Genomic DNA, 24970 nt, shown 5'->3' with positions numbered 1-24970 from the left:
GTCACCCCCGGCCGGTGTCGATCACACAGAAGCGGTTGCCCTCCGGGTCGGCGAGGACCACGAAGTCGGCGTCCCGCGGGTAGTCGTCCCAGTCGACGCGCCGCGCGCCGAGGCCCACCAGCCGCTCGACCTCGGCCGCCTGGTCCTCCGCGTTCCCCGCGTAGAGGTCCAGGTGCACGCGCGGCCGGTCCTGCACCGGGGTCTCGCTGAGGCCCAGGGAGATCTGCGCTCCGAGGCCTCGCGGATCCACCAGGACGACCCAGTCGTCCTCCGGCTCCTCGCGGGGGACGTACCCGAGGGCCACCATCCAGAACGCGGCCGCCCGCCGCACGTCGTACGCACCCATCACCACGGATCCGATTCTCAGCACGGTCCGATTCTCGCCCCTGCGGAACCGCCGCCCTGCGGCGATGCTGGAAACAGGCCTCGACCTCAGGAGGTGCGCCCATGTCCCGCACCGTCACCGTGGGCATCGACGGTTCACGCGAGAGCCTCGCCGCCGCCGCATGGGCGGCCCGGGAGGCACGGCTGCGCGCACTTCCGCTGCGGCTGCTCAACGTCTGGGAGATGGTCCCCGAGCCGATGGGGCGGGCCCCGGCGCTGGGGGAGGATGCGGACGCGGGAGCGGAGACAGCGGCGGAGCCGGGCGTCGGGGAGGTTCTGCGGGAGGCGGCCGACGGGATCCGGCTGCGCCATCCCGGTGTCGACGTGGCGGTCGAGCAGTTGACGGGTCGGGCCTCGGAGGAGCTGGTGAAGGCGGCTCCGGAGGCCGAGCTGCTGGTCCTCGGCTCCCGTGGGCTGAGCGGGATCGCCGGCTTCCTGCTCGGTTCCGTGGGGCTGCACGTGGTCGCGCACACCGAGCGGCCCGTCGTCCTCGTACGGGCTGGGGAGCGGGCGGCGGACGAGCACGTGCCGGGTCCGGCCGGGGCGCCGGCCGCCGAGGCGCCGTTCCGGCCCGTCGTGCTCGGGGTGGACCTCGCCGACCCCGACCCCACGCTGATCCGGTTCGCCTGCGAGGCGGCCGCCGTGCGCCGGACCGCGCTGCGCGTCCTCCACGACTGGCGCCCGCCGTCCCACTCCGGCCTGCGCGAGCGGCCCGGGCTGGACGCCGATCTCGACACCGACCTCGGCGGGACGGACGCCGCCGCGCTGAGCGACGTACTGCGTCCGTGGCGGCTGGAGTACCCGTCCGTCGAGGTGGTGGAGGAGCCGCGGCGCGGGAAGGCCGCCGACCATCTGCTGGAGGCGTCCCGGGATGCCTGTCTGGTCGTCGTCGGGCGGCACGTCCGCCGTTCGCCGCTGGGGGCGCACATCGGGCCGGTCGCCCACGCGGTGCTGCATCACGCCGGTGTGCCCGTGGCGGTCGTCCCGCACGGCTGAGACCTCGGAGACGACCTTCCAGGACATCGCAGACGAGGTTCCGGACATCGGAGACGAGGTTCCAGAAGGTTTCGGGCGGCGTGTCCGATGACGGACCCTCAAGTTCAGCCGAAATACGATCACAAGGCGCCCAAAGCCGGTCCTACAATGCCCACTTGCAGTCGCACGCTGCCGACGCCCTGGCGCGTTCCGGTCCGTGTGACTCGAAACGGGGGATGTGGTGGGGGACCGAACCGTGCCCGCGGGCATTGTGCGCTTCATCGTGCTGCGCGCGTGGATGTACCGCGCGCTCCTCGGTGCCGTGCTGCTGACCGTGCTGCTGACCACAGCCGTGCTGGCCGCGCTCACCGCCTACTCGGGCGCCATAGGCGACGCGGCGCTGCGGCGGTCGCTCGCGGAGCAGCGGACCGCCGCCGAGGCCGCCCTGGTGCTCAAGGCCGATGTGCCGGCCGCCGAGCGGCAGGCGGCCGACGACGCCGTGCGGGAGGGCGCGCGCGGCATCTTCGACGGGCTTCCCGTGCGGGTCCGCACCCTGCTGAGGTCGGGGCCGTACGCCCTGCCGGAGAAGCTGCGGCCGCCCGCCGAGCGAGGCGGGAACCCGAACCTCACCTACTTCGCGGCCCTGGACCGCACCCAGGTGCGCGCCCTCGCCGGGCGGCTCCCCCGTGACGCGGTGACCGCCGGGCCCCTCGAGGTCGCACTGCCGCAGAGCGCCGCCCGGCGGCTCGGCCTGAAACCCGGCGCCCGGCTCACCGTCACCGACCAGCTGGACGGCCCGGCGGTACCCGTGCTGATCACCGGCGTCTACCGCCCGGTGGACGTCCGGGCCCCCTACTGGCAGCTGGACGACCTGGGCGGCCGCGGTGTGAAGGCGTCGAGCTTCACGACGTACGGCCCCCTGCTCACCGCCCCGGGCGTGCCGATGTCCGGCCGGGTGAGCGTCGGCGCGTCGGGGTGGCTGGCCTCGGCCGACTACTCCTCGCTCACCACGGAGCGGATCGGACCGCTGCGCGAGGCCGCCCGCTCGGGCAACGCGGAACTGCGCGAGAGCCCCGCGCTCAGCAGCGCGACCGTGGCGGACACCGCGTTGCCCGAGGTGCTGGACCGCATCGAACGCTCCCTGCTCGTCACACGCTCCAGCATGCTGATCGTCGCCGGGCAGCTCGGACTGCTCGCGGCCTGCGCCCTGTTGCTCGTCGCACGGCTCCTCGACTCCGACCGGACGGCCGAGACCCGGCTGTTGCGTGCGCGCGGTGCCACCCGGGCACGGCTGGCGGGCCTGGCCGCGCTGGAGGCCCTGCTGATCTCCGCGCCGGCGGTGGTCCTGGCGCCCCTGCTGTCGGGACCGCTGACGCGGCTCCTGGCCGCGCGGGGCACGCTGAGCCGGACCGGGGTGAGCGTCGACGTGCCGGCCGGGGGCCGACCCGAGGTGTGGGCGGTCGCCGCGGGCGTGGCCGCGCTGTGCGCGCTGGCGGTGGCGGTCCCGGCATGGCGGGCCTCCTTCGCGGGCACCGTCGCGATCCGGGCGGGGGCGCTGCCCGCGTCGCTGCGCGCCGGCGCGGACGTCGGGCTGCTCGCGGTGGCCGGTGTCGCCTTCTGGATGCTCGACAGCCAGGACTCCGGTGCCGTCACCGCCGACCGCGAGGGCGTCCTCGGCGTCGACCCGCTGCTGGTCGTGGCGCCCGCCCTCGTGCTGCTCGCCGGAACGGTCCTGGTGCTGCGGCTGCTGCCCCTGCTGGCGCGGGTCGGCGAGCGGCTGCTGACCCGCGGGCAGGGGCTGACCGCGGCCATGGTCGGCTGGCAGTTCGGCCGCCGCCCGATGCGCGGGGCCGGTCCCGTGCTGCTGCTGGTCATCTCCGTGGCGCTGGGGGTGGTGGCGCTCGGGCAGGACGCGTCCTGGCGGCGGTCCCAGGCCGACCAGGCCGACTTCCGCGCGGGGGCCGACGTGCGCGTCCAGGCCTCTGGAGGCGGCGTGGTGGGCCGCACCGACGTCTACGGGGACCTCCCGCACGTGGACGCGGTGGCCCCCGCGGTCCGCGGCACCATGTCGCTCTCCGGCAGCCGCAGGGCGACCGTCCTGGCCCTGAACACGAAGGAGGCCGCCGGGGCGGTGCTGGTGCGGCCCGACCTGACCGACGGCCCCCTGCTCGCCGGGCTCGCGCCTCCCGGAACCCCCGCGGGCATCGAGGTGCCCGAAGGCACCACCCGGCTCACCCTGACCGCCGCCCTGCACAGCACCACACCGGGGACGGAGGCCGACGTCACGCTCACGGTGCGCGACCGGCACGGGACCTCCTACGAACTGCCGTCCGGCCACCTCCCCGCAGACGGCCGCCCGCACCGGCTGACCCCGGACCTGAAGGGCGCCCGGGGCCCCCTGGCGCTGACCGGGATCCGGCTGAGCACGCCCCAGCCGACCGAGCGCCCGCACCGGCACCGCCTGGTCCTCGGCGCGCTCACGGCGACCGCGGGCGACGGCACCACCCGGCGGCCGGCGCTGCCGACGAGCTGGACCACCGCGACCGAGGCCGACCCGGGCGCCGCCCCGCCCGAGGACGACGCCCGGCCGACGCTCCCCCGGGTCACGTCGACGGCCCCCCTCACCCTCACGTACAGCACCGGGTACCAGCTGCCCGACCTGCTGCCGCCCGCCCTGCCGCTGGAGGTCCGGCTCACAGTCGACCAGCCGCCGGCGCCCGAGATCGTCGCCGTCGCCACCGACCGGTTCCTCGACGCGTCCGGCGCACGCGAGGGACAGCGCGTCGAGGTGACGTTCGACGGCCGTTCCGTGCCCGTCCGTATCGCCCGCACCGCGAGGGCGCTGCCCACGACGGAGGCCACCACCCAGGACGGCGGGGCCCTGCTGGTCGACCTCAGCGCCGTCAACCGGGTCCTCCAGGCCCGCTACGGGACCGGCCTCGCCCCCACCGAGTGGTGGCTCGGCACGACCGCACCCGGCGCCACCGCGGCGGCCGCGCGCGCCCTGCCCGACGTCGACCCCGAACAGGTGACGGTGCGCGACGAGACGGCGGCGAAGCTGCGCGACGACCCGTTCGGGGCGGCCCCGGAAGCGGCGCTGATCGCGGCGGCCGCGGTGACGGTGCTCTTCGCCTCGCTCGGCTTCGCGGTGAGCGCGGCCGGGGCCATGCGCACCCGCGACGGAGAGTTCGCCGTGCTGCGCGCCCTGGGGACACCACGCCGTCGCCTGGCCCGGCTGGTCGCCGTGGAGCACGGCGTCCTGGTGACCCTGGCGCTGCTGGTCGGCACGGCCCTGGGCACAGTCCTGACACACGCCCTGGTTCCCCTCGTCGTCCTGACCGGTCAGGCCACCCGGCCGCTCCCCCCGGTCCTGGTCGAACTGCCGCTCCCGCGTCTGGCCTCCCTCCTGGTGGCGCTCGCGGCGGGCCCCGCCCTCGTGACCGCGGCCCTCGCCCTCCGGCGGGCCAGACCCGTGACGGCTCTGAGGGACGAGGTGACGCAGTGACCCCGCAGCCGGTACCCCCACGCGACGGAGGGACGACGCAGGTGCCACCGCACGTACGGGCCGGGTCGCGGACCCGGCTGAGGGCCTTCGCCGGCACGTCCGTGGCCCTCGCGCTCCTGGTGGCCGTCACCGCGACGCTGGCCGCCGCCTACCCGCGCGCCGTCGACCGGTACGGCGACGCGGGCCTGCGCCGGGCCGTCGAGCAGGCACTGCCCGACCGGACGACCGTGCAGATGCAGGTCCCGCTGCCCTGGATGGACACGGTCGCGGAGATGGAGGCCGCGCTGCGGGCCGGTCCGCTCGACAAGGCGCGGGCCGAGATCCTCGCCACCGCCGAGGCCCCCCTGGTCCCCGACCCCGCGCAGTCGTCGTACGGCGTGCGCACGACCGTCCCCATGGAGGCGTCCGACGACTGGCTCCCCCAGCCCGGCGGCCGCCCCGCCCAACTGGTGCTCGCCGCCCAGCAGGAGCTGGCCTCCCACAGCGGACTCAGCGCGGGCCGGCTGCCCCGCACCACGGGCACACCCGTGACCGCGGCGACCGCGCAGGTCGAGGCCGCCGTCACGGTGGAGACCGCCCGCACGCTCGACATCCGGGTGGGCTCGGTGATCCACCTGCCGGGCTCGGCCCGCGCCCCGCTCGCCGTCCGGATCACCGGGATCGTCGCCCCCCGCGCACCCGAGGGCGCCTACTGGTCGGCACTGCCGGTGCTGCGCACCCCCGCGCTGAGCCGCCGGCCCGACCTCCCGCCGACGGAGGTCCACTGGCTCGGCGGCCTGCTGCTCGCCGCCGACGCCGGCCCGGTCCTCCTGGGCACCCCCGGCCGCCCGCAGCGGTACTGGAACCTCGCCCCCGACGTCGACGCCCTGCGCGGCCACGACCTCGACCGGCTGGCGTCCGCCGTGGCCGCCCTGGAGTCGGGGCCGGGAGTGCAGCGACTGCGGACGGTCGTGGACGACGGTTTGGAGGCCGAGACGAACCTCGACGCGGTCCTCGCCGACCACGCCCGGCTGCGGTCCGGGCTCGACCCGCTGCTGCTCCTCGCCGCCGTCGGCACCGGCAGCCTCGCCGTGATCGTCCTCGCCATGGCCGGCGGCGTGGCGGCCGATCGGCGGCGCGCGGAGCTGGCCCTGCTGCGCGCCCGCGGCGCCTCCCTGCCCGGCCTGGCCCTCAGACTGCTGGCGGAGACCGCGGCGGTGGCGGTGCCCGCCGGGGCCCTCGGACTGACCGCCGCGCTGCTCGCCCTGCCCGGCGCCCGCACCGGGCCCGCCCTGGCCGCCGCCCTCGCCGTCACCCTGTTCGCCTGCCTCGCCCTGCCCCTGCGCGCCATGGCGGCCCACCGCGCCGTACGCATCCAGGACGGGCGGGAGGACCTCGCCGCCACCCGGCCGTCACGCCGCCGGACGGTGGCGGAACTGACCGTCGTGGTGATCGCGGCCGGAGCGGTCGCCGCACTGCGCCGACAGGGATCCGGCGGAACCGCGCTGGTCGCCGCCGCCCCGCTGCTGACGGGCGTGGTCGCGGCCCTGCTGCTGGCCCGCCTGCACCCCCTGCCGCTCCGCGCGCTGAGCAGGGCGGCCACGCGCATGCGCGGCCTGGTGGTTCCCCTGTCGCTGGCCCAGGTGGCCCGCGCCCCCGGCTTCGCCGTACTGCCCCTGCTCGCCCTGCTCAGCGCCCTGACCACGGCCGCGTTCGGCGGCTCGGTCCTGGCCGGCGTCACGGCCGCCCGCGACCGGGCCGCCCTCCTCGAAGTGGGGGCCGACGGCCGCGTCGAGACCACCACCGGCGAACTCCCCCGAGCCCTGCCCGACCGGATACGCCGACTGCCCGGCGTCCGGGACGCGACGGAGGCGACCGTCACCTACGACGCCAAGCCGCAACAGGGCAGCCAGGCGGTGCCGCTCGCCGCCGTGGACCCCGACGCCTACGCTCGCCTCGCCCGCAGCACGGACCTCGGACCGTTCGACGCGGCACGCCTCCGGCGGACGGACGCCGGTACGACGGGCGGCGCCGACCGGCCCCTGCCCGCGCTGGCCTCACCACGCGTGGCCGACGAGTACGGCACCGGCCCCTACGCCGTCCTGCTCCCGGACGGCACCACCGTCACCGTCCGCGTCGTCGAGGTCCGGGACCGCACCCCGGCCGTGTCCGGCGACGACTTCCTGATCGTGGACCGCGCCGGCCTCCCGCGCGGCGCCCGGCGCACGACCACCCTGCTGCTGACCGGTGACGCCCTGAACGGCCGGGAACTGCGCTCGGCGACGCACGGCACGGCGGCGACCGTCCGGCTGCGCGCCGAGGAACGCGCACGCGACGCCGACTCACCGCTCCAGTCCGGCGCGGAACGCCTGTACGGGGTCGCGGTCGCCGCCGGCGCCGGATACGCGGTCCTCGCGCTCGTACTGACCGTGCTGCGCACCGCGCCCGCCCGCGGCGCCCTGCTCGCCCGGCTGCGCACGATGGGCATGACCCGGTCCCAGGGCCGGCGGCTGCTGATCCTCACGGCCCTCCCCCAGGCGTTCCTGGCCGCCGCCGGCGGCGTGCTGACCGGCTGGGTCGCCATACGCCTGCTGTCGCCCGGCGTCGACCTCACGGCCATCGCGTCGGCCTCCCCGTCCGCGGTCGAGGACGCCGTCCTGCGCACCGATCCGCTCTCCCTGGTCCTTCCGGCGCTCGCCGTGCTGCTCCTGGCCGTCGGGGTGCCCGCCGGGCAGGCCTGGTGGTCGGGCCGACGGGGCTCGGTGCGCGAGCTGCGGCTGGGGGACACCTAGGGCCCGCACCGTGAGCGGAACCCGAGACCACGCCCTCTCCGACACCGGCCCGTACCCATCCGACCGCCCAGGAGCAGCCGATGACCAGCAGCCCGACCTTCCACGAACTCGCCGACCGTGCCCTCGCCGCGCGCGACGCCGCCGCCTACGGTCAGGACGCCCTGATCAGCTGCGACCGGCTGGTGCGGATCTTCACCGCCGACGGCGTGGAGGTCCAGGCCCTGCAAGGCCTCGACCTCCTCGTCCGCAAAGGAGAACTCCTGGCCCTGGTCGGCGCCTCCGGCAGCGGCAAGTCCACCCTCATGAACATCCTGGCCGGACTGGACCGGCCCACCGCCGGCGCGACCCGCGTCGCCGACCACGACCTGGTCACGATGTCCGCCAAGGAACGCCTGGTCTACCGTCGCAGGACCGTCGGCTTCGTCCGGCAGCAGACCTCCCAGAACCTGCTGCCCTACCTCACCGCCGCGCAGAACGTCGCGCTGCCGCTACAGCTGGCGCGCGCCCGGGGCGGGCGCCGGGCCCGTGCCGTCCGCGCCGGGGAACTCCTCGACCTGCTGGGCGTCGCCGAATGCCGCGACCGCCGGCCGCGGGAGATGTCCGGCGGACAGCAGCAGCGGGTCGCCCTCGCCGTCGCCCTCGCCAACGATCCCGCGGTCCTGCTCGCCGACGAGCCCACCGGCGAACTCGACTCCCACACCGCCGAACAGGTCTTCGCCGCGTTCCGCACCGCCAACGAGGAGCTGGGCACCACCATCGTGATCGTCACCCACGACCAGTCCGTCGCCGGTGAGGTCCGCCGTACGGTCGCCATCCGGGACGGCCGCACGGCGACGGAGGTCCTGCGCCACAGCGAGGTCGACTCCGCCACCGGCCAGGAGAACCTGGTCGCCCGCGAGTACGCCATGCTCGACCGGGCCGGCCGCCTCCAGCTCCCCGCCGAGTACACCCGGGCCCTCGGGATGCGCGACCGCGTCGCCCTGGAACTGGAACCCGACCACATCGCCGTCCGCCCCGACGACACCCGCAGCGACCGCCCCGGCGGGAATTCGGCGGAGGAGCAGTCCTAGGGCGCCCTAGGACTCGGTGATCTCCCCGTCCTTCAGCTCCAGCACACGGTCGGCGAGGTCGAGGAGTGTCGTGTCGTGGGTGGCCACCAGAGCCGTGATCCGTTCGCTGCGGACGACCGCGCGCAGCAGTTCCATCACCGAGTGCCCGGTCTCCGCGTCCAGCTGGCCGGTCGGCTCGTCGGCGATGAGGATCGAGGGACTGTTGGCCAGGGCGCGGGCGACGGCGACCCGCTGACGCTGCCCGCCCGACAACTCGCCCGGCCGCTGCGCGGCATGGTCCGCGAGCCCCACCAGGGACAGCAGCAGATCGACGCGCTCCTGCCGCTCGCGCGGGTCCGCCCTGCGCAGGCGCAGCGGTACGCCCACGTTCTCGGCGGCCGTGAGGATGGGGATGAGCCCGAACGACTGGAAGACGAAGCCGATGCGCTCCCGGCGCAGCGCGAGCAGGGCGTCCTCACCCTGGTCACCGAGGTCCAGCCCGTCGACGGTGACGTGTCCGCTGTCCGGTTCGTCCAGGCCGCCGACGATGTTGAGCAGGGTGGTCTTCCCCGAGCCCGAGCGGCCTTTGAGGGCGACGAGTTCCCCGCGGGGGACCTCGAAGGAGACGCCCCGCAGGGCGTGCACGGCGCCGGCCCCCCGACCGTACGACTTGTGCACGTCCGCCACCCGCAGCATGGCCGCGGTCACCGCCTGGCCCATCGCGCCCCCGTATGCTCCGCCGATCCAGCAGCGCACCAGTGTGTCACCCGGCGCGGCACCCGGCCAGGCCTGTCGTGCCGGGGCGCCCGCGCTCCCGCACGCCGGGCGCGACGGCTCCGCCGCGGTCGGCGCGGTCAGCCGAGGCGGGGGATCTCGATCGCCGGGCAGCGGTCCATGACCATGTCGAGGCCGGCCTCGCGGGTGCGGTCGTAGGCGTCCTCGTCGATCACACCCAGCTGGAACCAGACCGCCTTGGCACCGATACGGGCCGCCTCGTCGGCGACGGACCCCGCGAGGTCGCTGTTGACGAAGACGTCGACGACGTCCACCGCGAAGGGGATGTCGGAGAGCGAGGCGTAGCCCTGCTCGCCGTGGACCGGCTCGGCCTTGGGGTGGACCGGGACGACGCGCTTGCCGTAGCGCTGGAGGACCTGGGCGACGCCGTACGCCGCCCGGTCGCGGTTGGTGGACAGGCCGACGACCGCCCAGGTGTCGCCGAGTTCCGTCAGGATCTTGCGGATCGTGGCCGGGTCGCCGTGCATGTGTGTGTCTCCTCTGTCCGTCTGTCCGTCTGTCCGTCGTCGGGCCGTCGGGCCGCCGGTCCGTCGCTTGTCCGTCGGTTGTCCGCCGGTCGTCCGTCTGCTGGGGCAGGAGCGCCCGGGGGCGGGGCCCGCCTGCGCCAACAGCGTGCGGCGCCCGGCGATTCCCGGGCGGCGGGCACCCTCATGGGCGCGTTCAGGGCGGCCCGTTCACCGGAAGGCCGTCCTCCGCGCTGCGTTCGGCCGGTTCCGCGCCTACGCTCACCCCGTGCTGCGTATCACCGACGCCCGGACCGGCGAACCCGCTGAGATCCGCAGGGCGCTCACCCGGGTCCACGCCCAGGTGCCGGGGGACGACACCTCGGCCCTGCGCGTCCTGCTGGTCGCCGACGTCCTCGCCCGTGCCCTGGAGCTGGGCGGAAGCCCCGTCCTCCTCGTCGCCGACCCGCCCGCCGCGCTGCGGCGGCGCGCCGACGACCTCGGCGTCCGGCCGAGCGAGACCACCGCGCCGAGGGGCGGCGGGCGGGTGCTGCGCGTGACCGGCTCGGGGGAGCCGGAGCACGCCGGGCACGGCGTCGGCGCCGCGGGGGCCGACACCGACATCACGGTCGACGTCGCCCCGGTGCGCGGGACCGAGGCCGCGGCCGCGTCGGGCGGCACCACTCTCCGGCTCGCCCTGCTCACCCAGCCCCGCCGGACCCCCGTGACCCTCGACGCCACCGCGCTCGGCGAGGCCGCCGACACGCTCGACCACTGGCGCACGGCGGTGGCGGCGTGGGCGACGCGACCGTCACGGCCCGTTCCCGAGCCCGTACGGCAGGCCCTGCGCGCCGCCTGGGAGGACGATCTGGACGTACGCGCCGTGCTCGACGTCCTCCGGGACGTGGAACACGCGCGGGACGTACCGGACGGGGCACGGTTCGAGACGTACGCCTACGCCGACCGGCTCCTCGGACTGGAACTCACGCGGCGGATCGGAGCATCGGCATGACGGCCCGCGCCGGCGCGGGCCCGCTGCGCAGACTGATCGTCGTGCGGCACGCCAAGTCCGCCTGGCCGGTGGGCGTCCCCGACCACGAGCGGCCCCTGGCGCCACGGGGCCGACGGGACGCCCCCGCCGTCGGGCGCGCCCTCGCCGAGGCGGACTGCCTGCCCGACCTGGCCGTGTGCTCCACGGCCGTCCGCGCACGGCAGACATGGGAACTGACCGCCGCGGAGTGGGGCACGCCGCCTCCCGTACGGCACGACGCGCGGGTGTACGCGGCCGAGGTGCCCGAGTTGCTGGACGTGGTGCGCGAGACCCCCGACCGGGTGCGGACGCTGTTGCTCGTCGGCCACAACCCGGGGCTCGAGGAACTCGTCCTCGACCTCGCCGGAGACGCCCTGGACGACGCGCTGGACGACGTGCGCGCCAAGTTCCCCACCGCGGCGATCGCCTTCCTCTCCTGGCACGGCGAGACCTGGTCCGCACTCGCCCCGGGCACGGCGCTGCTGACGGACATGATCGTGGCGAGGGGGAGGAAGAGCCCGAAGGCCAAGAAGGAAGCGAAGGAAGCGAAGGGGAGAGAGGGCAGCAAGGGCAGCAAGGGCGTCCAGCGCGCGAAGGACGTCTGAGCTGGGCAGGTCGTTTCCCGGTTGCGCCGGAAGCTTCCTGAAAACAGGACGCTTCCCAGCTGCCTCGAGGCCTGCGAAGATCATGAGTGTGACCGCAGCCGATCCTCATCCCTTCTCCGCCGTAGCAGAACCCGCCCTGGCTGTGCGGGACGAGCGGAGTGGTCTGCTGGCCGTGGCGGGGAGGCGCGGACATGACGTCCCGGCCCCGGTGGCGGTCTATGACACGTCCGATCTGAGCTGCCGTGTCCTCGTTCACTCGCGCTTCCCTGTGCACGCGATGGCTTTCCATCCCGCGCTTTCGCTGTTGGCGGTCGGCACCGGCCGCTACGACGGCGGCTACCTCTTCGAGGGGGAACTGCTGCTCGTGCATCTCGAGACCGACGAAACCCGAACGCTCATCGAGCACGAGTGCGGCCGGCAGGTCCTGGGGCTGGAGTGGGTCGACGAACACGCCCTGCGCGTCTTGATGGCCCCGCCCGACGACTGGCAGGACGAACAGGCCCGTGTGGAGGGGCACGTCGCGGTGGTCCACCGAGACGACTGGGCCGCGGTCCCGGCCCGGTCACTCACCGGCCGCGATCTGGCCGGCCCGAGGGTGCCGGCACCACGTCCCGACGGCCGCGAGGCAGCCCGGCAGCTGCTTGCTGAGGTCAGCGCGGCCCGGCGGGTTCAGAGGGCCGATCACTCAGCGGATCTGTGATCGCATCATCAGGCCGTTTCATGCGCGGCGGCGCATCCGCCCCATCGGGACGCCCTTCACCACGGATTAGGCTGGCCGGATGCAGGACGAGTACCGCACCGTCGCCCGCCCCGGAGTGCATGAGACCGAGGTCAACCGCTCCCGTTTCCTGTGCGCGCTCGCCCCGGCGGCCACCGAGCAGGAGGCGCAGGACTTCGTCGCGGCCGTCCGCAGGGAGCACGCCGACGCGACGCACAACTGCTTCGCGTACGTCGTCGGCGCCGACGCGGCCGTCCAGCGGGCGAGCGACGACGGGGAGCCCGGCGGCACCGCCGGCGTCCCGATGCTCCAGATGCTGCTGCGGAGGGACATGCGGTACGTCGTCGCCGTCGTCACCCGGTACTACGGCGGGGTCAAGCTGGGCGCGGGCGGCCTCATCAGGGCGTACGGCGGTGCCGTGGGCGAGGCGCTGGACGTGCTCGGCACCATCACGCGCCGGCGCTTCCGGCTGGCCACGGTGACCGTCGACCACCAGCGCGCCGGCAAGGTGCAGAACGACCTGCGGTCCACCGGGCGCGAGGTCCGGGACGTGCGCTACGGCGAGACCGTCACCATCGAGATCGGGCTGCCCGACGCCGACGTGGACGCCTTCCGCGCCTGGCTCGCCGACGCCACCGCGGGCACCGCCGCGTTCGAACTCGGCGGGGAGGCGTACGGGGACGGCTGAGCGAAAAAGCCCCCCGCGTCCCCTGAGTGACACCGTGTCCGATTCTCGCCGGTCCGCGGTAAATATGTGGACTGACGGCCTCCATCAACGGGACACTTCCGACTTCCTAACTCCGGGAGTGTGATGGGGACGACAGACACGCAAGGGTCGACGCCGGGCAGGAGCGCGGTCGTTCTGGCGCTGCGCCACTACGGTCGGGAACTGCTGCGCCTACGACGACTGGCCCTGCCCGCGCTGCTGCTGCCGGCCGTGGGCAACATCGGTATCCGCTATGTGGCCCCCCTTCTGATCGCCAAACTGGCAGGACAGGCCGCCGACGACGGCGGTCTCACCCTCGGTTCGGCGCTGCCGTACGTGTGGGCGTTCGGTGCGACACTGCTGCTCGCCGAGGCGGTGTGGCGGGTCGGGCAGCACTGCCTGAACCGGGTGGACGCCCTCGGCATGGAGCACCTGTACGTGAGCGGTATGGACGAACTCCTCGCCAAGGACGCGGCGTTCTTCCACGACAACTTCGCCGGCTCCCTGACCAAACGGGTGCTGAGCTTCGGCAAGCGCTTCGAGGACTTCGTCGACACGCTGACCTACCGGATCGTGGGCAGCGTCGTCCCCCTGCTGTTCGGGGCCGTGGTGCTGTGGACCTACGAACCGATGCTCGTCGTCGGCCTCCTGGTGATGATCGCGGTGACCGTGGTGGCCGCGACACCGCTGATCCGACGTCGGCAGCGGCTCGTCAACGACCGGGAGGCGGCGGTCGCCCGGGTCTCCGGCCACGTCGCCGACAGCCTCGTGAACATGGAGACCATCCGGGCGTTCGCGGCCGAGCGGCGGGAGGCCGAGGAACACCGCAGCCGTGTCGCCGACTCCCGGCGTCTGACGCTGCGGTCGTGGGACTACGGCAATCTTCGCGTCGACACTCTGATCGCCCCCATGTCCGTACTGACCAACGTGCTGGGGCTGTTGGTCGCCATCGTCTTCGGGGGCTCGGGCCGGGGAGTGGAGGAGGTCGTCGTCGCCTTCACCTACTACTCCAACGCGACCCAGATCATGTTCGAGTTCAACCAGATCTACCGGCGCCTGGAAAGCTCGATGACCGAGGCCGCGCAGTTCACCGAGCTGCTGCTGGACCCGCCCACGGTGCTCGACCCCCCGGAGCCCGAACCGCTCGCACCGCGCGACACCGGCGTCCGCTTCGAGACGGTGACCTTCGCCCACGCGGGCGTGAAGCCGATCTTCCAGGGACTCGACCTGGACGTGCCGGCGGGGGCGCGTATCGGACTGGTCGGCAGGTCCGGCGGCGGCAAGACCACGCTCACCCGGCTGCTGCTGCGGATGTCGGACATCGACGACGGGCGCATCCTCATCGGTGGGCAGGACATCAGCCGGCTGCGCCAGACCGATCTGCGCTCACTGATCGCCTACGTCCCGCAGGAACCCGCCATGTTCCACCGCAGTCTGCGGGACAACATCGCCTTCGCCCGGCCCGGCGCCACCGACGAGGAGATCCACGCCGCGGCCGAGGCCGCGCACGTCACGGAGTTCGTCGGCCAGCTCCCCGACGGCTTCGCCACGCTGGTGGGGGAGCGGGGAGTGAAACTCTCGGGCGGCCAGCGTCAGCGCGTCGCGCTCGCGAGGGCCATCCTGCGCGACGCCCCGGTCCTGCTCCTCGACGAGGCGACCAGCGCGCTGGACTCGGAGAGCGAGATCCTCGTCCAGGACGCCCTGTGGCGGTTGATGGACGGGCGGACCGCCCTCGTGGTCGCCCACCGGCTGAGCACCGTCGCCGGCATGGACCGTCTCGTCGTCCTCGACCGCGGGAGCGTCGTCGAGCAGGGCACCCACGAGGAACTGCTCACGGCGAACGGCGCCTACGCCAAGCTGTGGCAGCACCAGTCGGGCGGCTTCCTCGGCGAGAGCGCCGGGGCGGACCTCGCGGGACCGGTCGGCGGAGCCGGTCTCGCCGGTCTGCCCGCACCGGCCGGCCCGGCGCCGACGGTGAGCTGAGAGCGGGCCGAGAGCTGACCGAGGCGTGCCGTGCGCGCGCCGGGGGGAGCCCCGCCCGTCCCGGGCGGGGCTCCGCGGCACCCGCCGGCCGTGGGGCGGCGGACCGAGGCCCGTGCCGGACCGGGTACCGACAGGCGTTAGCGTGGTCCGTGCTGAGAGCGGGGCCGCGGCGGTCGGGTGCCGGGTCCACGGGTGACAAAGGGGGATGCATGCAGGTCGGAGCAGTTTCTTGAGAATTCTGCACACATCCGACTGGCATCTCGGTCGGACGTTCCACCGGGTGAACATGCTGGGCGCGCAGGCCGAGTTCATCGGTCGGCTGGTCGCGACGGTGCGGGAACGCGACGTCGACGCGGTGGTCGTGGCGGGGGACGTGTACGACCGGGCGGTGCCGCCGCTGGCCGCGGTCGAGCTCTTCGACGACGCCCTGCACCGGCTGGCCGAGCTGGACGTGCCCACGGTGATGATCTCCGGGAACCACGACTCGGCGCGGCGGCTCGGTGTCGCGGCGGGCCTCATCGGCCGTGCCGGCATCCATCTGCGGACGTCGGCCTCGGCCGCCGGCACCCCGGTGACGCTCTCGGACGCCCACGGCGACGTCGCCTTCTACGGGCTGCCCTACCTCGAACCCGCCCTGGTGAAGGACGAGTTCGGGGTCGAGAAGGCGGGCCACGAAACGGTGCTCGCCGCCGCCATGGACCGCGTCCGGGCCGACCTGGCCGGCCGGCCGGCGGGCACCCGTTCCGTCGTCCTCGCCCATGCCTTCGTCACCGGCGGCGAACCCAGCGACAGCGAGCGGGACATCTCCGTCGGCGGCGTCTCCGCCGTGCCCGCCGGTGTCTTCGACGGCGTCGACTACGTGGCGCTGGGCCATCTCCACGGCAGCCAGACCCTCACCGACCGGGTGCGCTACTCCGGTTCCCCGCTGCCGTACTCCTTCTCCGAGGCCGACCACCGCAAGAGCATGTGGCTGGTGGACCTCGGCGCCGACGGTTCGATCGACGCCGAGCGGATCGACTGCCCCGTGCCACGCCCCCTCGCCCGGATCCGCGGGCGGCTGGACGACCTGCTCGCCGACCCCGCCCTGGACCGGCACCAGGAGGCATGGGTCGAGGCCACCCTCACCGACCCCGTCCGGCCCGCCGAGCCCATGGCCCGGCTGTGCGCGCGCTTCCCGCACACGCTCAGCCTCGTCTTCGCCCCCGAACGGGCCCCCGGCGACCCCGACGTCTCCTACGCCCGGCGCCTCGCCGGCCGGGATGACCAGGAGATCGCCGAGGACTTCGTGGCCCATGTCCGCGGCACCGGCCCCGACGAGCACGAACGGACCGTGCTCAGGGACGCGTTCGACGCGGTACGGGCCGACGAGACCGTCCGGGAGGTCGCCCGATGAGACTCCACCGGCTCGACATCGCCGCCTTCGGCCCCTTCGGCGGCACCGAGTCCGTCGACTTCGACGACCTCTCGGCCGCCGGCCTCTTCCTGCTGCACGGCCCGACCGGCGCCGGCAAGACCTCGGTCCTGGACGCCGTCTGCTACGCGCTGTACGGCTCGGTGCCGGGGGCCCGGCAGAGCGGCCAGGGCATGAACCTGCGCAGCGACCACGCGGCACCCACGACCCGCACCGAGGTCCGCCTCGAACTCACCGTCGCCGGACGCCGGTTGGAGATCACCCGGCAGCCGCCCTGGGAGCGGCCCAAGAAACGCGGGTCGGGCACCACGGTCGAGAAGGCGCAGAGCTGGCTGCGCGAGTACGACGCGGTCGCCGGCGCCTGGAAGGACCTCAGCCGCTCCCACCAGGAGATCGGTGAGGAGGTCACCCAGCTCCTGGGGATGAGCCGGGAACAGTTCTGCCAGGTCGTGCTGTTGCCGCAGGGCGACTTCGCGCGGTTCCTGCGTGCCGACGCCGAGGCGCGCGGCCGGCTCCTCGGCCGCCTCTTCGACACCCACCACTTCGCCGCCGTCGAGAAGCGGCTCGCCGACCGCCGCCGGGAGACCGAGGCCAGGGTGCGCGAGGGCGACGCCGCCCTGCTCGCCGACGCCCACCGGATGCACCAGGCGGCGGGCGACGCACCGGACCTGCCCGAGCTGGCCCCGGGGGACCCCGGTCTCGCCGACGCGGTCCTCGCCTGGGCCGCCGTCGCCCGCAGCACCGCCCGGGAACGGCTCACCATCGCCCACTGCGCGCGGGCGGCGGCACAGTCGGCCCGCGCCGAGGCCGACCGGGTCCTGGACGACGTACGCGAAGTGGCGCGGCTGCAAAGGCGGTTCGCGGAGGCCCGGGAGCGCGCCGCACGGCTGGAGGAGCGGGCGGACGACCACCGGGAGGACCGGGCGCGGATGGAGCGCGCCCGCAAGGCGGAGGCCGTGGTCCCGGCACTGGAGCTGCGGGACGCGGCCGAGGCCGAGCACCGGTGGGCCAGGGCGGAGGAGGAGGACGCCCGAGCGCGCCTGTCGGGGGAGCACGCCGACGCGGGTGCCGTCGGACTGGCCGCCGCCGCCCGGAGGGCCTCGGAGGAGCTGGGGGCGCTGGAGTCGGCCCGGCGTGCCGAGCGGAGGCTCGCCGTCCTCCTCGCCGAGCAGGCCGAGTTGGACGGTGAGGAGCGGGCGGACGAGGGGGTTCTGCAGGACGCCGAGGGCTGGCTCGCCGAGTGGGAGACCACCCGGGCCGGGCTGCAGAGCCGTATCGAGTCCGCGCAGGAGGCCGCCGCCCGCGCCGAACAGCTCGCCGTGCGGCGGGAACCCGCCGAGCAGCGGCTCGCCGCCGCCCGGCAGCGCGACCAGCTCGGCCGCGACACCGACGCGGCACAGGCGCGGGTGCTCCGGCTGGCCGAGCGGGCGTCCGAGGCCCGCACCCACTGGCTGGACCTCAAGGAGCAGCGCCTGTCGGGGATCGCGGCGGAGCTGGCGGCCGGACTCGTCGAGGGGCGGCCGTGCGCCGTCTGCGGAGGCACCGAACACCCCGCCCCCGCCCGGAAGGTCGCGGGGCATGTGGACCGGGAGGCGGAGGAGGAGGCGCTCGCCGCGTTCCAGCGGGCCGACGAGGAGCGGGCCGAGGCGGAGCGGCAACTGGGCGTCGCGCAGCGGGCGTTGGCCGCTGCGAGCGCCGAGGCCGGTGACACCCCGACCGAGCGGCTCGCGGCGACGGTGGCGGAACTGGAGCGGGAGCACACGGAGGCCCGGCGGCGTGCCGTCGACCTCCACCCCGCGCAGGAGGCGCTGCTGCACGCCGAACAGGAGCGCGACCGGCGGGCCGCCGCACGGCAGGAGGCGGCGGTCAGGGCCGCGTCCCGCGACACCCGGCGCGACACGCTGGAGCGGGAACGGGCCACGCTGGAGGCCGAGTTGACGCAGGCCCGGGGCGACGCCGGGAGCGTGGCCGAGCTGGCCGGGCGGCTGGAGGCGCGGGCCGCGAGGCTCGGTGCGGCCGCCGAGGCCGCCCGGGTGGCCGACGACACCGCGCAACGCCTGAAGGACGCCGACGCGCGTCTCGCCGACGCGGCGTTCCGCGCCGGGTTCGACACGCCGCGGGACGCGGCCGACGCCGTGCTCGACGACGCCGCCCACCGGGACCTGCAACACCGCCTCGACGCCTGGCAGTCGGAGGAGGCCGCTGTACGGGCCGTCCTCGCCGAGGCCGGGACGACGGCCGCGGGCGGGCAGCCGCCCGTCGACCTCGAGGCCGCCGAGCGGGAGGCCGAAGCCGCCGCCCGGCGGCTCCAGGACACCGTCTCCGCGTGGGACGCCGCCGAGCGGCGTCGCACCGAACTCGACCGGCTGTCCGCGCGGGCCACCGCCGCCGTGCGCGGGCTGGCACCGCTGCGCGAGGAGTACGACCGTGTCGCCCGGTTGGCGGGGCTCGCGGCCGGCACCTCCGCCGACAACGAGCGCAGGATGCGCCTGGAGGCCTACGTCCTCGCCGCCCGGCTGGAGCAGGTCGCCGCCGCCGCGACCGTACGGCTCCAGCGGATGTCCTCCGGCCGCTACACCCTCGTCCACTCCGACGACCGGGCCGGACGCGGTCGCAGCGGTCTCGGGCTGCATGTCGTCGACGCCTGGACGGGACGGGGGCGGGACACGGCCACGCTCTCCGGCGGGGAGACGTTCTTCGCCTCGCTCGCGCTCGCCCTCGGTCTGGCCGACGTCGTCACCGACGAGGCGGGCGGCGTACGGCTCGACACCCTCTTCATCGACGAGGGGTTCGGCAGCCTGGACGACCAGACCCTCGACGAGGTCCTCGACGTCCTCGACGCACTGCGCGAACGCGACCGCAGCGTCGGCATCGTCAGCCACGTCGCCGATCTGCGCAGGCGGGTCCACGCGCAGCTGGAGGTCGTGAAGGAGCGGACGGGCTCGGTCGTGCGGCAGCGAGGCCGGTGACCCGGCGGGCGGCGGCGGGGCGGTGGCGAGGTCAGTGACCCAGAGGGCGGCGGGGCAGTGGTGAGGAGTAGACGACGCTCGTCGTCACCGACCCGAGGGCGCCGATCTTGCCCGACACCTCCTCCAGATGCCGCATCGAACGGGCCGCGACCTTGATCACGAAGCAGTCGTCGCCCGTGACGTGGTGCGCCTCCAGGATCTCGGGCGTGACGGCCACCAGATCGTGGAACGGCTTGTAGTTCCCGGTGGGGTAGCGCAGGCGGACGAACGCCAGGATCGGCAGTCCCAGCCGCTCCGGGTCCACGACGGCCGCGTAGCCCTGGATCACACCCGCCTCCTCCAGCCGCCGCACCCGCTCGGTCACCGCGCTCGCCGACATCGACACGGCGCGGGCCAGCTCGGCGAAGCTGGCCCGGCCCTCGCGCTGGAGGACCTCCAGGATGCGCCAGTCGGTGGCATCGGGCAGGTACGGGGAATTCACGGCCATGCCTGATGGATAGCAGGGGAATCCCCGGCCGATCAAGGCCCCGGCCGTGGATCGCCCCTTCAGGCGGATGATCATCCGGCGTAGATTTCCGGTGAGGGAAACAAGGGCTTCCCCAAGGGAAAGGCCAGCTCATGACCGTCGCCACCGCATCCGCCGTCAACCCCGTCCTGCGGGTCGCCCCCGCCGCCCCGGCCGAGGCCGCCGCGTACTTCCGGGCGAGTCTCGTCTTCCACGCCGACGTCTCCGACGTGGCCGCCGCCCTCGCCGCCGACGGCGACCCCGGCTTCGCGGTCCTCGACTCCCGCTCCACCGCGTCCTGGGACCAGGGGCACATCCCGGGCGCGGTCCACCTCCCCACCGCTCTCATCCCTGAGCAGGCCGAGCAGCTGCTCGACAAGTCCGTGCCCGTCGTCACCTACTGCTGGGGCCCCGGCTGCAACGGCGCGACCCGCGCGGCCCTCGCCCTCGCCGAACTCGGCTTCCAGGTCAAGGTAATGCTCGGCGGCTTCGAGTACTGGGCGCGCGAGGGCTTCGCCTACGAGACCTGGGAGGGCGGGGCGCGCCGAGCCGCCGACCCGCTGACCGCGCCCGTGGACGCCGAGGACTGCGGCTGCTGAACCGGTCGCCGCCCCGCTTGCTGACAAACTGTCAAGAAAGCTTCAGGGGCAGCGAGTTCGGCCCGGCCGTCGCCGTGTAGCTTCTGGGCATGGCTGGATACGCGGACGCGGCGGCGGTGCCCGATGTGGTGCGGTGGGTGAAGTCGAGCGGTGGACCGCTCATGGCGATACCGGAGGCGGTGCTCGCGTTCTGGGCGGGCGCCGACGGCGACGAGACCTCCTCGGACTACGACCGCGCCTGCGACGTCGCCGGACACATCGGCCTGCTGCCGGTCGGCGACACCCGCGCCCTGGTCCTCGGCGACGAACCCGCGCCCACCGCGTACCTCCCCGAGCACGGCACCTTCGTCCGCCGGTATGCGGGCGACTCCGCCGACGCCCTCCTCGCGGACGTTCCGGCGGCGCTCGCCACCACCGCCTGGGAACCGGAGCTGCGGTGGCGGGTGCCGGGCCCGGTCGTCCTCCTCGACGCCGTCCGGCCCGGCAGATCGCTGCGGGAGACGGACCACGTACGGGTGGCGCTGAGCGCCGGCGCGTACACGGTCAGCGCCGCCCGGGTCGCGACGGGCCCGGAGACCTCGTTCGGGTTCGTCCGGGTGAGACCACTGGCCGACGGGTGAGGCCTCCGGCCGGGAGCCCGGTTTCTCGTCGGGGATCGGGCTGCGGTCAGGCGCGAGCGCTCACGTAGCCGGGAAACGGCGTGGTGGCCGGGCCCCCGCGCGGGTGGCGGTGGGCCCGGCCGGTCCGGGTCACAGTCGGGACAGCTCGTCCACCAGGTCGTCCAGGCCCAGGGACCCCTGGGACAGCGCGGCCATGTGCCAGGCCTTGGCGTCGAAGGCCTCGCCGTGGCGCCGCTTGGCGTTCTCCCGGCCCAGCAGCCAGGCCCGCTCGCCGAGCTTGTAGCCGATGGCCTGGCCCGGCATCGTCAGATAGCGCGTCAGCTCGCTCTCCACGAAGTCCGCCGGACGGCTGCTGTGGGCGCCGAAGAACTCCTGCGCCAGATCCACGGTCCAGCGCTCGCCCGGGTGGAACGGCGAGTCCGCCGGGATCTCCAGCTCCAGGTGCATCCCGATGTCGACGATGACCCGGGCGGCGCGCATCATCTGCGCGTCCAGGTAGCCCAGCCGCTCCTCCGCGTCCTTGAGGAAGCCCAGCTCGTCCATGAGCCGCTCCGCGTACAGGGCCCAGCCCTCGGCGTTGGCGCTGACCCCGCCGACCGTGGCCTGGTAGCGGGACAGGTCGTCCTTGACGTACACCCACTGCGCGAGCTGGAGGTGATGGCCGGGAACGCCCTCGTGGTACCAGGTGGAGACCAGGTCGTACACCGGGAAGCGGGTCGCCCCCATCGTGGGCAGCCAGGTGCGGCCGGGGCGGGAGAAGTCCTCGGTCGGGGGCGAGTAGTACGGGGCCGCCGCACCACCGGGCGGGGCGATGCACGACTCGACCCTGCGCACCGGCTCCGCCAGGTCGAAGTGGGTGCCGTCCAGCGCCTCGATCGCCTCGTCCATCAGCGACTGGAGCCATGCGCGGACCTCGTCCACACCCTCGATGTGCCGACCGTGCTCGTCCAGGTGCGCGAGCGCCACCCAGGGCGTCTCGGCGCCGGGCAGGATCTTCGCGGCCTCCTGCCGCATCTCGCCGAGCAGCCGGTGGAACTCCGCCCAGCCGTACGCGTACGCCTCGTCGAGATCCAGGTCCGACCCCGTGAAGTAGCGGACCAGCCGGCCGTAGCGCTCGCGGCCGACCGTGTCCGGTGCCCCCTCGACCGCCGGGGCGTACACGTCGCGCATCCAGTCGCGCAGCTCCACCACGGCCCGGGTCGCGCCGCGCGCCGCCTCGTCCAGCTCGGCGCGCAGCGACTCCGGGCCCGCCGACGCGAAGTCCTCGAACCAGCCGCGCCCCGAACCGTCCGTGTCCGCCCACTCGGTGAGCTGGCCGATGAACGTCGCGGTCGGGCGCGGGCCCGCGTACAGCTTCCGCTCCAGCCCGAGCGCAAGGGACTCGCGGTAGCCGGCGTAGGCCGTCGGCACCGCGCGCAGCCGCTCCGCGATCGCCGCCCAGTCCTCCTCGGTCTCCGCCGGGGTGATCGTGAACACCTCACGCACCTCGTGCGGCGGCGTGACCATGTTGCCGACGGCGCGCAGCCCCTCCTCGGCCTCGTGCACGGCCAGCTCCGCCGTCAGCCGCTCGCGCAGCAGGCGCGCGCACCGGCGCTCGACGTCACTGTCCGCGCCCGGTTGCCGCTCCGCCTCGTCGAGCCGTGCCAGCGTCGTACGGATCAGCTCCGCACGGGCCTCCTGACCGGCCGGCGAGGTGTCCGGCAACGCGCCGGAACTCTCCTTCACACCCAGATACGTTCCGATCACGGGGTCGAGGGCGATGAGGTCGTCGACGTACGCGTCGGCGACCTCACGAGGCAGGGAGCTCTTGGTGTCAGACATGCCGACAATCTTGGTACGGCCACGGGTACGGCGTCAGCTGCTTAAGTGGCGCTTGAGCCTTACCTCGGCCGGATTCCGCTCAGGGCGTGATCCGCGTCGGGACCGGTCGATGTTCGACGGGTCAGGGCGAGGGCCGGTCGGCGTCCGGAGGCAGCAGGGGCCCGCACTCCCACTGCTGGAAGATCAACCGGGTCTCCACCCGCGCCACCTCGCGCCGCGAGGTGAACCCGTCGAGGACCAGACGCTGCAGATCCGCCATGTCCGCGACCGCGACGTGCACCAGATAGTCGTCCGGCCCGGTGAGGTGATAGACGGTCCGCGACTCCGGCAGCGCCCGGATCCGCTCCACGAACGGCCCCACCAACTCCCGCCGGTGCGGCCTGACCTGCACCGACAGCAACGCCTCCAGACCCCGCCCCAGCTTGGCCGGATCCAGTCGCAGCTGATGGCCGAGGATCACGCCCGCACGGCGCAGCCGCGTCACCCGGTCCAGACAGGTGGACGGCGCGACCCCGACCTGCGCCGCGAGGTCCCGGTACGTCGTCCGGGCGTCGTTCTGCAACAGCCGCAGCAGATGGAGGTCCACCGGATCGAGTACGACGGAATCGGGCATTGTTCGAACGTAACACGGTGTTCGATCCCCGAGTCCCGGTCGATGTTCACCCTGACGTCCATGAACTCAGCGAGCACGCACGCGTACGACCACGCACGCACCACGCCGAGAGCACTGGCCACCGAGGCCGTGCACGCCGGCCGCGACGACCTCGCGCGCCAGGGCCTGCACGCCCCGCCGATCGACCTGTCGACCACCTACCCCTCGTACGACAGCCGGGGCGAGGCCGCCCGCATCGACGCCTTCGCCGGCGACGGTGCCCAGCCGGAGGGCCCGCCGATCTACGGACGGCTCGGCAACCCGACCGTCGCCCGCTTCGAGACCGCCCTCGCCCGCCTCGAAGGCACCGAGAGCGCCGTCGCCTTCGCCAGCGGCATGGCCGCCCTCAGCGCCGTCCTCCTCGTCCGCGCCTCGATGGGCCTGCGCCATGTCGTCGCCGTACGGCCCCTGTACGGCTGCAGCGACCATCTGCTCACCGCCGGGCTGCTCGGCACCGAGGTCACCTGGGTCGACCCGGCCGGCGTCGCGGACGCCCTGCGCCCCGACACGGGCCTGGTCCTCGTCGAGACCCCGGCCAACCCGACCCTCGCCGAACTCGACCTCCGCGCCCTCGCCCACGCCTGCGGGTCGGTCCCGCTCCTCGCGGACAACACCTTCGCCACGCCCGTCCTGCAACGCCCCGTCGAACAGGGGGCGCGGCTCGTCCTGCACAGCGCCACGAAGTACCTCGGCGGGCACGGGGACGTCATGGCCGGGGTCGTGGCCTGCGACGAGGAGTTCGCCGGACGGCTCCGCCAGGTCCGCTTCGCCACCGGCGGCGTCCTGCACCCGCTCGCCGGCTATCTGCTCCTGCGGGGCCTCTCCACCCTTCCCGTCCGCGTGCGAGCCGCTTCCGCGACCGCCGCCGAGCTGGTCCGCCGCCTCGCCGCCGACCCGCGTGTCGCCCGCGTCCACTATCCGCGCATCGGCGGCGCCATGATCGCCTTCGAGGTCCACGGCGACCCCCACGACGTCATCTCCGCCGTCCGCCTCATCACCCCGGCGGTGAGCCTCGGCAGCGTGGACACACTCATCCAGCACCCGGCCTCGATCAGCCACCGCATAGTGGAGGAGACGACCCGCCACGACGCCGGCGTCAACGACCGCCTCCTCCGCATGTCGGTGGGCCTGGAAGACCCCGAGGATCTGTGGTCAGACCTGAACACGGCGCTGGGGGCCGGGCCCGCCGGGGCGTCGAACGGACGAGCCACGGCGGAGGCGAAGGGGCCGGTCCTCTCGACGAGGGGCGCCTGAGCCGGGGCGACCGCCGGGTGGCTCGGGCCGGGCTGGGCGGCTGGATCCGGCGGGGGATCGGGCTGAGGGGGCGGGTGTCGGGGGGCTTGGCCTGGCCGGGTGAGGAGGCGAGGGGACGCGCCTCCGGGTCGAGCCGGGTGGCCCGACCGACAGAGGTTGTCTCGGGGCCGGACAG

General features: G+C 74.6%; 20 protein-coding genes. 14 read left to right on the top strand and 6 right to left on the bottom strand.

Going from position 1 to position 24970, the window contains the following annotated elements:
* Nucleotide 1: 1 nt before the first annotated feature.
* The gene (locus tag ACZ52C_RS27915) at nt 2-370 is read right to left on the bottom strand and encodes a VOC family protein (RefSeq protein ID WP_469077343.1); all 369 of its coding nucleotides are present in this window, start codon (nt 368-370) and stop codon (nt 2-4) included.
* 77 nt (nt 371-447) lie between these two features.
* Here ACZ52C_RS27915 and ACZ52C_RS27910 point away from each other — a divergent pair, with 77 nt between their 5' ends.
* The 4 genes from ACZ52C_RS27910 (at nt 448) to ACZ52C_RS27895 (ending at nt 8705) form a co-directional block, all read left to right on the top strand.
* Nucleotides 448-1380 carry a universal stress protein gene (locus ACZ52C_RS27910; RefSeq protein WP_469077342.1) on the top strand — a complete coding sequence of 311 codons (933 nt, stop codon included), beginning with the start codon at nt 448-450 and terminating at the stop codon, nt 1378-1380.
* Nucleotides 1381-1657: 277 nt separating this feature from the next.
* The gene (locus tag ACZ52C_RS27905) at nt 1658-4864 is read left to right on the top strand and encodes an FtsX-like permease family protein (protein ID WP_469077416.1); all 3207 of its coding nucleotides are present in this window, start codon (nt 1658-1660) and stop codon (nt 4862-4864) included.
* A gap of 41 nt (nt 4865-4905) precedes the next feature.
* A complete protein-coding gene (locus ACZ52C_RS27900) occupies nt 4906-7635 on the top strand; it encodes an ABC transporter permease (RefSeq protein ID WP_469077341.1) in 2730 nt (909 codons plus the stop codon).
* Nucleotides 7636-7715: 80 nt separating this feature from the next.
* Nucleotides 7716-8705, top strand: coding sequence for an ABC transporter ATP-binding protein (locus ACZ52C_RS27895; RefSeq protein ID WP_469077340.1), 990 nt, complete (start codon nt 7716-7718; stop codon nt 8703-8705).
* Between the two features lie 6 nt (nt 8706-8711).
* Here ACZ52C_RS27895 and ACZ52C_RS27890 read toward each other — a convergent pair whose 3' ends face one another.
* Together ACZ52C_RS27890 and ACZ52C_RS27885 are read right to left on the bottom strand one after the other, a co-directional pair.
* On the bottom strand, nt 8712-9404 hold the full coding sequence (locus ACZ52C_RS27890; RefSeq protein WP_469077339.1) for an ABC transporter ATP-binding protein: 693 nt from the start codon (nt 9402-9404) through the stop codon (nt 8712-8714).
* Nucleotides 9405-9538: 134 nt separating this feature from the next.
* Entirely contained in the window at nt 9539-9946 is a 408-nt protein-coding gene (locus ACZ52C_RS27885; protein WP_469077338.1) for a CoA-binding protein, read from the bottom strand.
* 265 nt (nt 9947-10211) lie between these two features.
* Between ACZ52C_RS27885 and ACZ52C_RS27880 the strand changes: the two genes are divergently transcribed.
* The 7 genes from ACZ52C_RS27880 to ACZ52C_RS27850 all read left to right on the top strand — a co-directional run bounded on the left by ACZ52C_RS27880 (nt 10212) and on the right by ACZ52C_RS27850 (nt 19344).
* The gene (locus ACZ52C_RS27880) at nt 10212-10934 is read left to right on the top strand and encodes a hypothetical protein (protein ID WP_469077337.1); all 723 of its coding nucleotides are present in this window, start codon (nt 10212-10214) and stop codon (nt 10932-10934) included.
* Nucleotides 10931-11557: a SixA phosphatase family protein gene (locus tag ACZ52C_RS27875; RefSeq protein ID WP_469077336.1), complete on the top strand. Its 627-nt coding sequence runs from the start codon at nt 10931-10933 to the stop codon at nt 11555-11557. Before ACZ52C_RS27880 ends, ACZ52C_RS27875 begins: the two co-directional genes overlap by 4 nt.
* 88 nt (nt 11558-11645) lie before the next feature.
* Nucleotides 11646-12257 carry a hypothetical protein gene (locus ACZ52C_RS27870; RefSeq protein WP_469077335.1) on the top strand — a complete coding sequence of 204 codons (612 nt, stop codon included), beginning with the start codon at nt 11646-11648 and terminating at the stop codon, nt 12255-12257.
* A gap of 79 nt (nt 12258-12336) precedes the next feature.
* Nucleotides 12337-12963: a YigZ family protein gene (locus tag ACZ52C_RS27865; protein ID WP_469077334.1), complete on the top strand. Its 627-nt coding sequence runs from the start codon at nt 12337-12339 to the stop codon at nt 12961-12963.
* Between the two features lie 123 nt (nt 12964-13086).
* Nucleotides 13087-14964, top strand: a complete 1878-nt coding sequence (locus ACZ52C_RS27860) for an ABC transporter ATP-binding protein (RefSeq protein WP_469077333.1) — start codon at nt 13087-13089, stop codon at nt 14962-14964.
* 229 nt (nt 14965-15193) lie between these two features.
* A complete protein-coding gene (locus ACZ52C_RS27855) occupies nt 15194-16357 on the top strand; it encodes an exonuclease SbcCD subunit D (protein ID WP_469077332.1) in 1164 nt (387 codons plus the stop codon).
* Nucleotides 16354-19344 carry an AAA family ATPase gene (locus tag ACZ52C_RS27850; protein WP_469077331.1) on the top strand — a complete coding sequence of 997 codons (2991 nt, stop codon included), beginning with the start codon at nt 16354-16356 and terminating at the stop codon, nt 19342-19344. Before ACZ52C_RS27855 ends, ACZ52C_RS27850 begins: the two co-directional genes overlap by 4 nt.
* Before the next feature lie 31 nt (nt 19345-19375).
* Here ACZ52C_RS27850 and ACZ52C_RS27845 read toward each other — a convergent pair whose 3' ends face one another.
* On the bottom strand, nt 19376-19831 hold the full coding sequence (locus ACZ52C_RS27845) for an Lrp/AsnC family transcriptional regulator (RefSeq protein ID WP_469077330.1): 456 nt from the start codon (nt 19829-19831) through the stop codon (nt 19376-19378).
* A 131-nt stretch (nt 19832-19962) separates the two neighbouring features.
* On the opposite strand from ACZ52C_RS27845, the gene ACZ52C_RS27840 reads away from it, so the two are divergent.
* Nucleotides 19963-20448, top strand: coding sequence for a rhodanese-like domain-containing protein (locus tag ACZ52C_RS27840; RefSeq protein WP_469077329.1), 486 nt, complete (start codon nt 19963-19965; stop codon nt 20446-20448).
* Nucleotides 20449-20537: 89 nt separating this feature from the next.
* Complete coding sequence (locus ACZ52C_RS27835; protein WP_469077328.1) at nt 20538-21068, top strand: Imm21 family immunity protein; 531 nt, start codon at nt 20538-20540, stop codon at nt 21066-21068.
* A gap of 129 nt (nt 21069-21197) precedes the next feature.
* Here ACZ52C_RS27835 and ACZ52C_RS27830 read toward each other — a convergent pair whose 3' ends face one another.
* Together ACZ52C_RS27830 and ACZ52C_RS27825 are read right to left on the bottom strand one after the other, a co-directional pair.
* Nucleotides 21198-22889 carry a DUF885 domain-containing protein gene (locus ACZ52C_RS27830; RefSeq protein WP_469077327.1) on the bottom strand — a complete coding sequence of 564 codons (1692 nt, stop codon included), beginning with the start codon at nt 22887-22889 and terminating at the stop codon, nt 21198-21200.
* Between the two features lie 121 nt (nt 22890-23010).
* Entirely contained in the window at nt 23011-23502 is a 492-nt protein-coding gene (locus tag ACZ52C_RS27825) for an Lrp/AsnC family transcriptional regulator (protein WP_469077326.1), read from the bottom strand.
* 60 nt (nt 23503-23562) lie between these two features.
* Here ACZ52C_RS27825 and ACZ52C_RS27820 point away from each other — a divergent pair, with 60 nt between their 5' ends.
* On the top strand, nt 23563-24795 hold the full coding sequence (locus tag ACZ52C_RS27820; protein ID WP_469077325.1) for a trans-sulfuration enzyme family protein: 1233 nt from the start codon (nt 23563-23565) through the stop codon (nt 24793-24795).
* Nucleotides 24796-24970 lie beyond the last annotated feature (175 nt).

It is taken from the genome of Streptomyces sp. NPDC034049 (assembly GCF_055575575.1).
Note: the sequence above shows the minus strand (reverse complement) of the source record. Positions and strands in the feature narration are given on the sequence as shown.

What these genes read in the sequence shown, in the direction of transcription:
- ACZ52C_RS27910 (WP_469077342.1), top strand. Translation starts at nt 448, where the DNA reads ATGTCCCGCACCGTCACCGTGGGCATCGACGGTTCACGCGAGAGCCTC.
- ACZ52C_RS27905 (WP_469077416.1), top strand. Translation starts at nt 1,658, where the DNA reads ATGTACCGCGCGCTCCTCGGTGCCGTGCTGCTGACCGTGCTGCTGACC.
- ACZ52C_RS27895 (WP_469077340.1), top strand. Translation starts at nt 7,716, where the DNA reads ATGACCAGCAGCCCGACCTTCCACGAACTCGCCGACCGTGCCCTCGCC.
- ACZ52C_RS27890 (WP_469077339.1), bottom strand. Translation starts at nt 9,404, where the DNA reads ATGGGCCAGGCGGTGACCGCGGCCATGCTGCGGGTGGCGGACGTGCAC.
- ACZ52C_RS27885 (WP_469077338.1), bottom strand. Translation starts at nt 9,946, where the DNA reads ATGCACGGCGACCCGGCCACGATCCGCAAGATCCTGACGGAACTCGGC.
- ACZ52C_RS27875 (WP_469077336.1), top strand. Translation starts at nt 10,931, where the DNA reads ATGACGGCCCGCGCCGGCGCGGGCCCGCTGCGCAGACTGATCGTCGTG.
- ACZ52C_RS27865 (WP_469077334.1), top strand. Translation starts at nt 12,337, where the DNA reads ATGCAGGACGAGTACCGCACCGTCGCCCGCCCCGGAGTGCATGAGACC.
- ACZ52C_RS27860 (WP_469077333.1), top strand. Translation starts at nt 13,087, where the DNA reads ATGGGGACGACAGACACGCAAGGGTCGACGCCGGGCAGGAGCGCGGTC.
- ACZ52C_RS27850 (WP_469077331.1), top strand. Translation starts at nt 16,354, where the DNA reads ATGAGACTCCACCGGCTCGACATCGCCGCCTTCGGCCCCTTCGGCGGC.
- ACZ52C_RS27845 (WP_469077330.1), bottom strand. Translation starts at nt 19,831, where the DNA reads ATGGCCGTGAATTCCCCGTACCTGCCCGATGCCACCGACTGGCGCATC.
- ACZ52C_RS27840 (WP_469077329.1), top strand. Translation starts at nt 19,963, where the DNA reads ATGACCGTCGCCACCGCATCCGCCGTCAACCCCGTCCTGCGGGTCGCC.
- ACZ52C_RS27835 (WP_469077328.1), top strand. Translation starts at nt 20,538, where the DNA reads ATGGCTGGATACGCGGACGCGGCGGCGGTGCCCGATGTGGTGCGGTGG.
- ACZ52C_RS27830 (WP_469077327.1), bottom strand. Translation starts at nt 22,889, where the DNA reads ATGTCTGACACCAAGAGCTCCCTGCCTCGTGAGGTCGCCGACGCGTAC.
- ACZ52C_RS27825 (WP_469077326.1), bottom strand. Translation starts at nt 23,502, where the DNA reads ATGCCCGATTCCGTCGTACTCGATCCGGTGGACCTCCATCTGCTGCGG.
- ACZ52C_RS27820 (WP_469077325.1), top strand. Translation starts at nt 23,563, where the DNA reads ATGAACTCAGCGAGCACGCACGCGTACGACCACGCACGCACCACGCCG.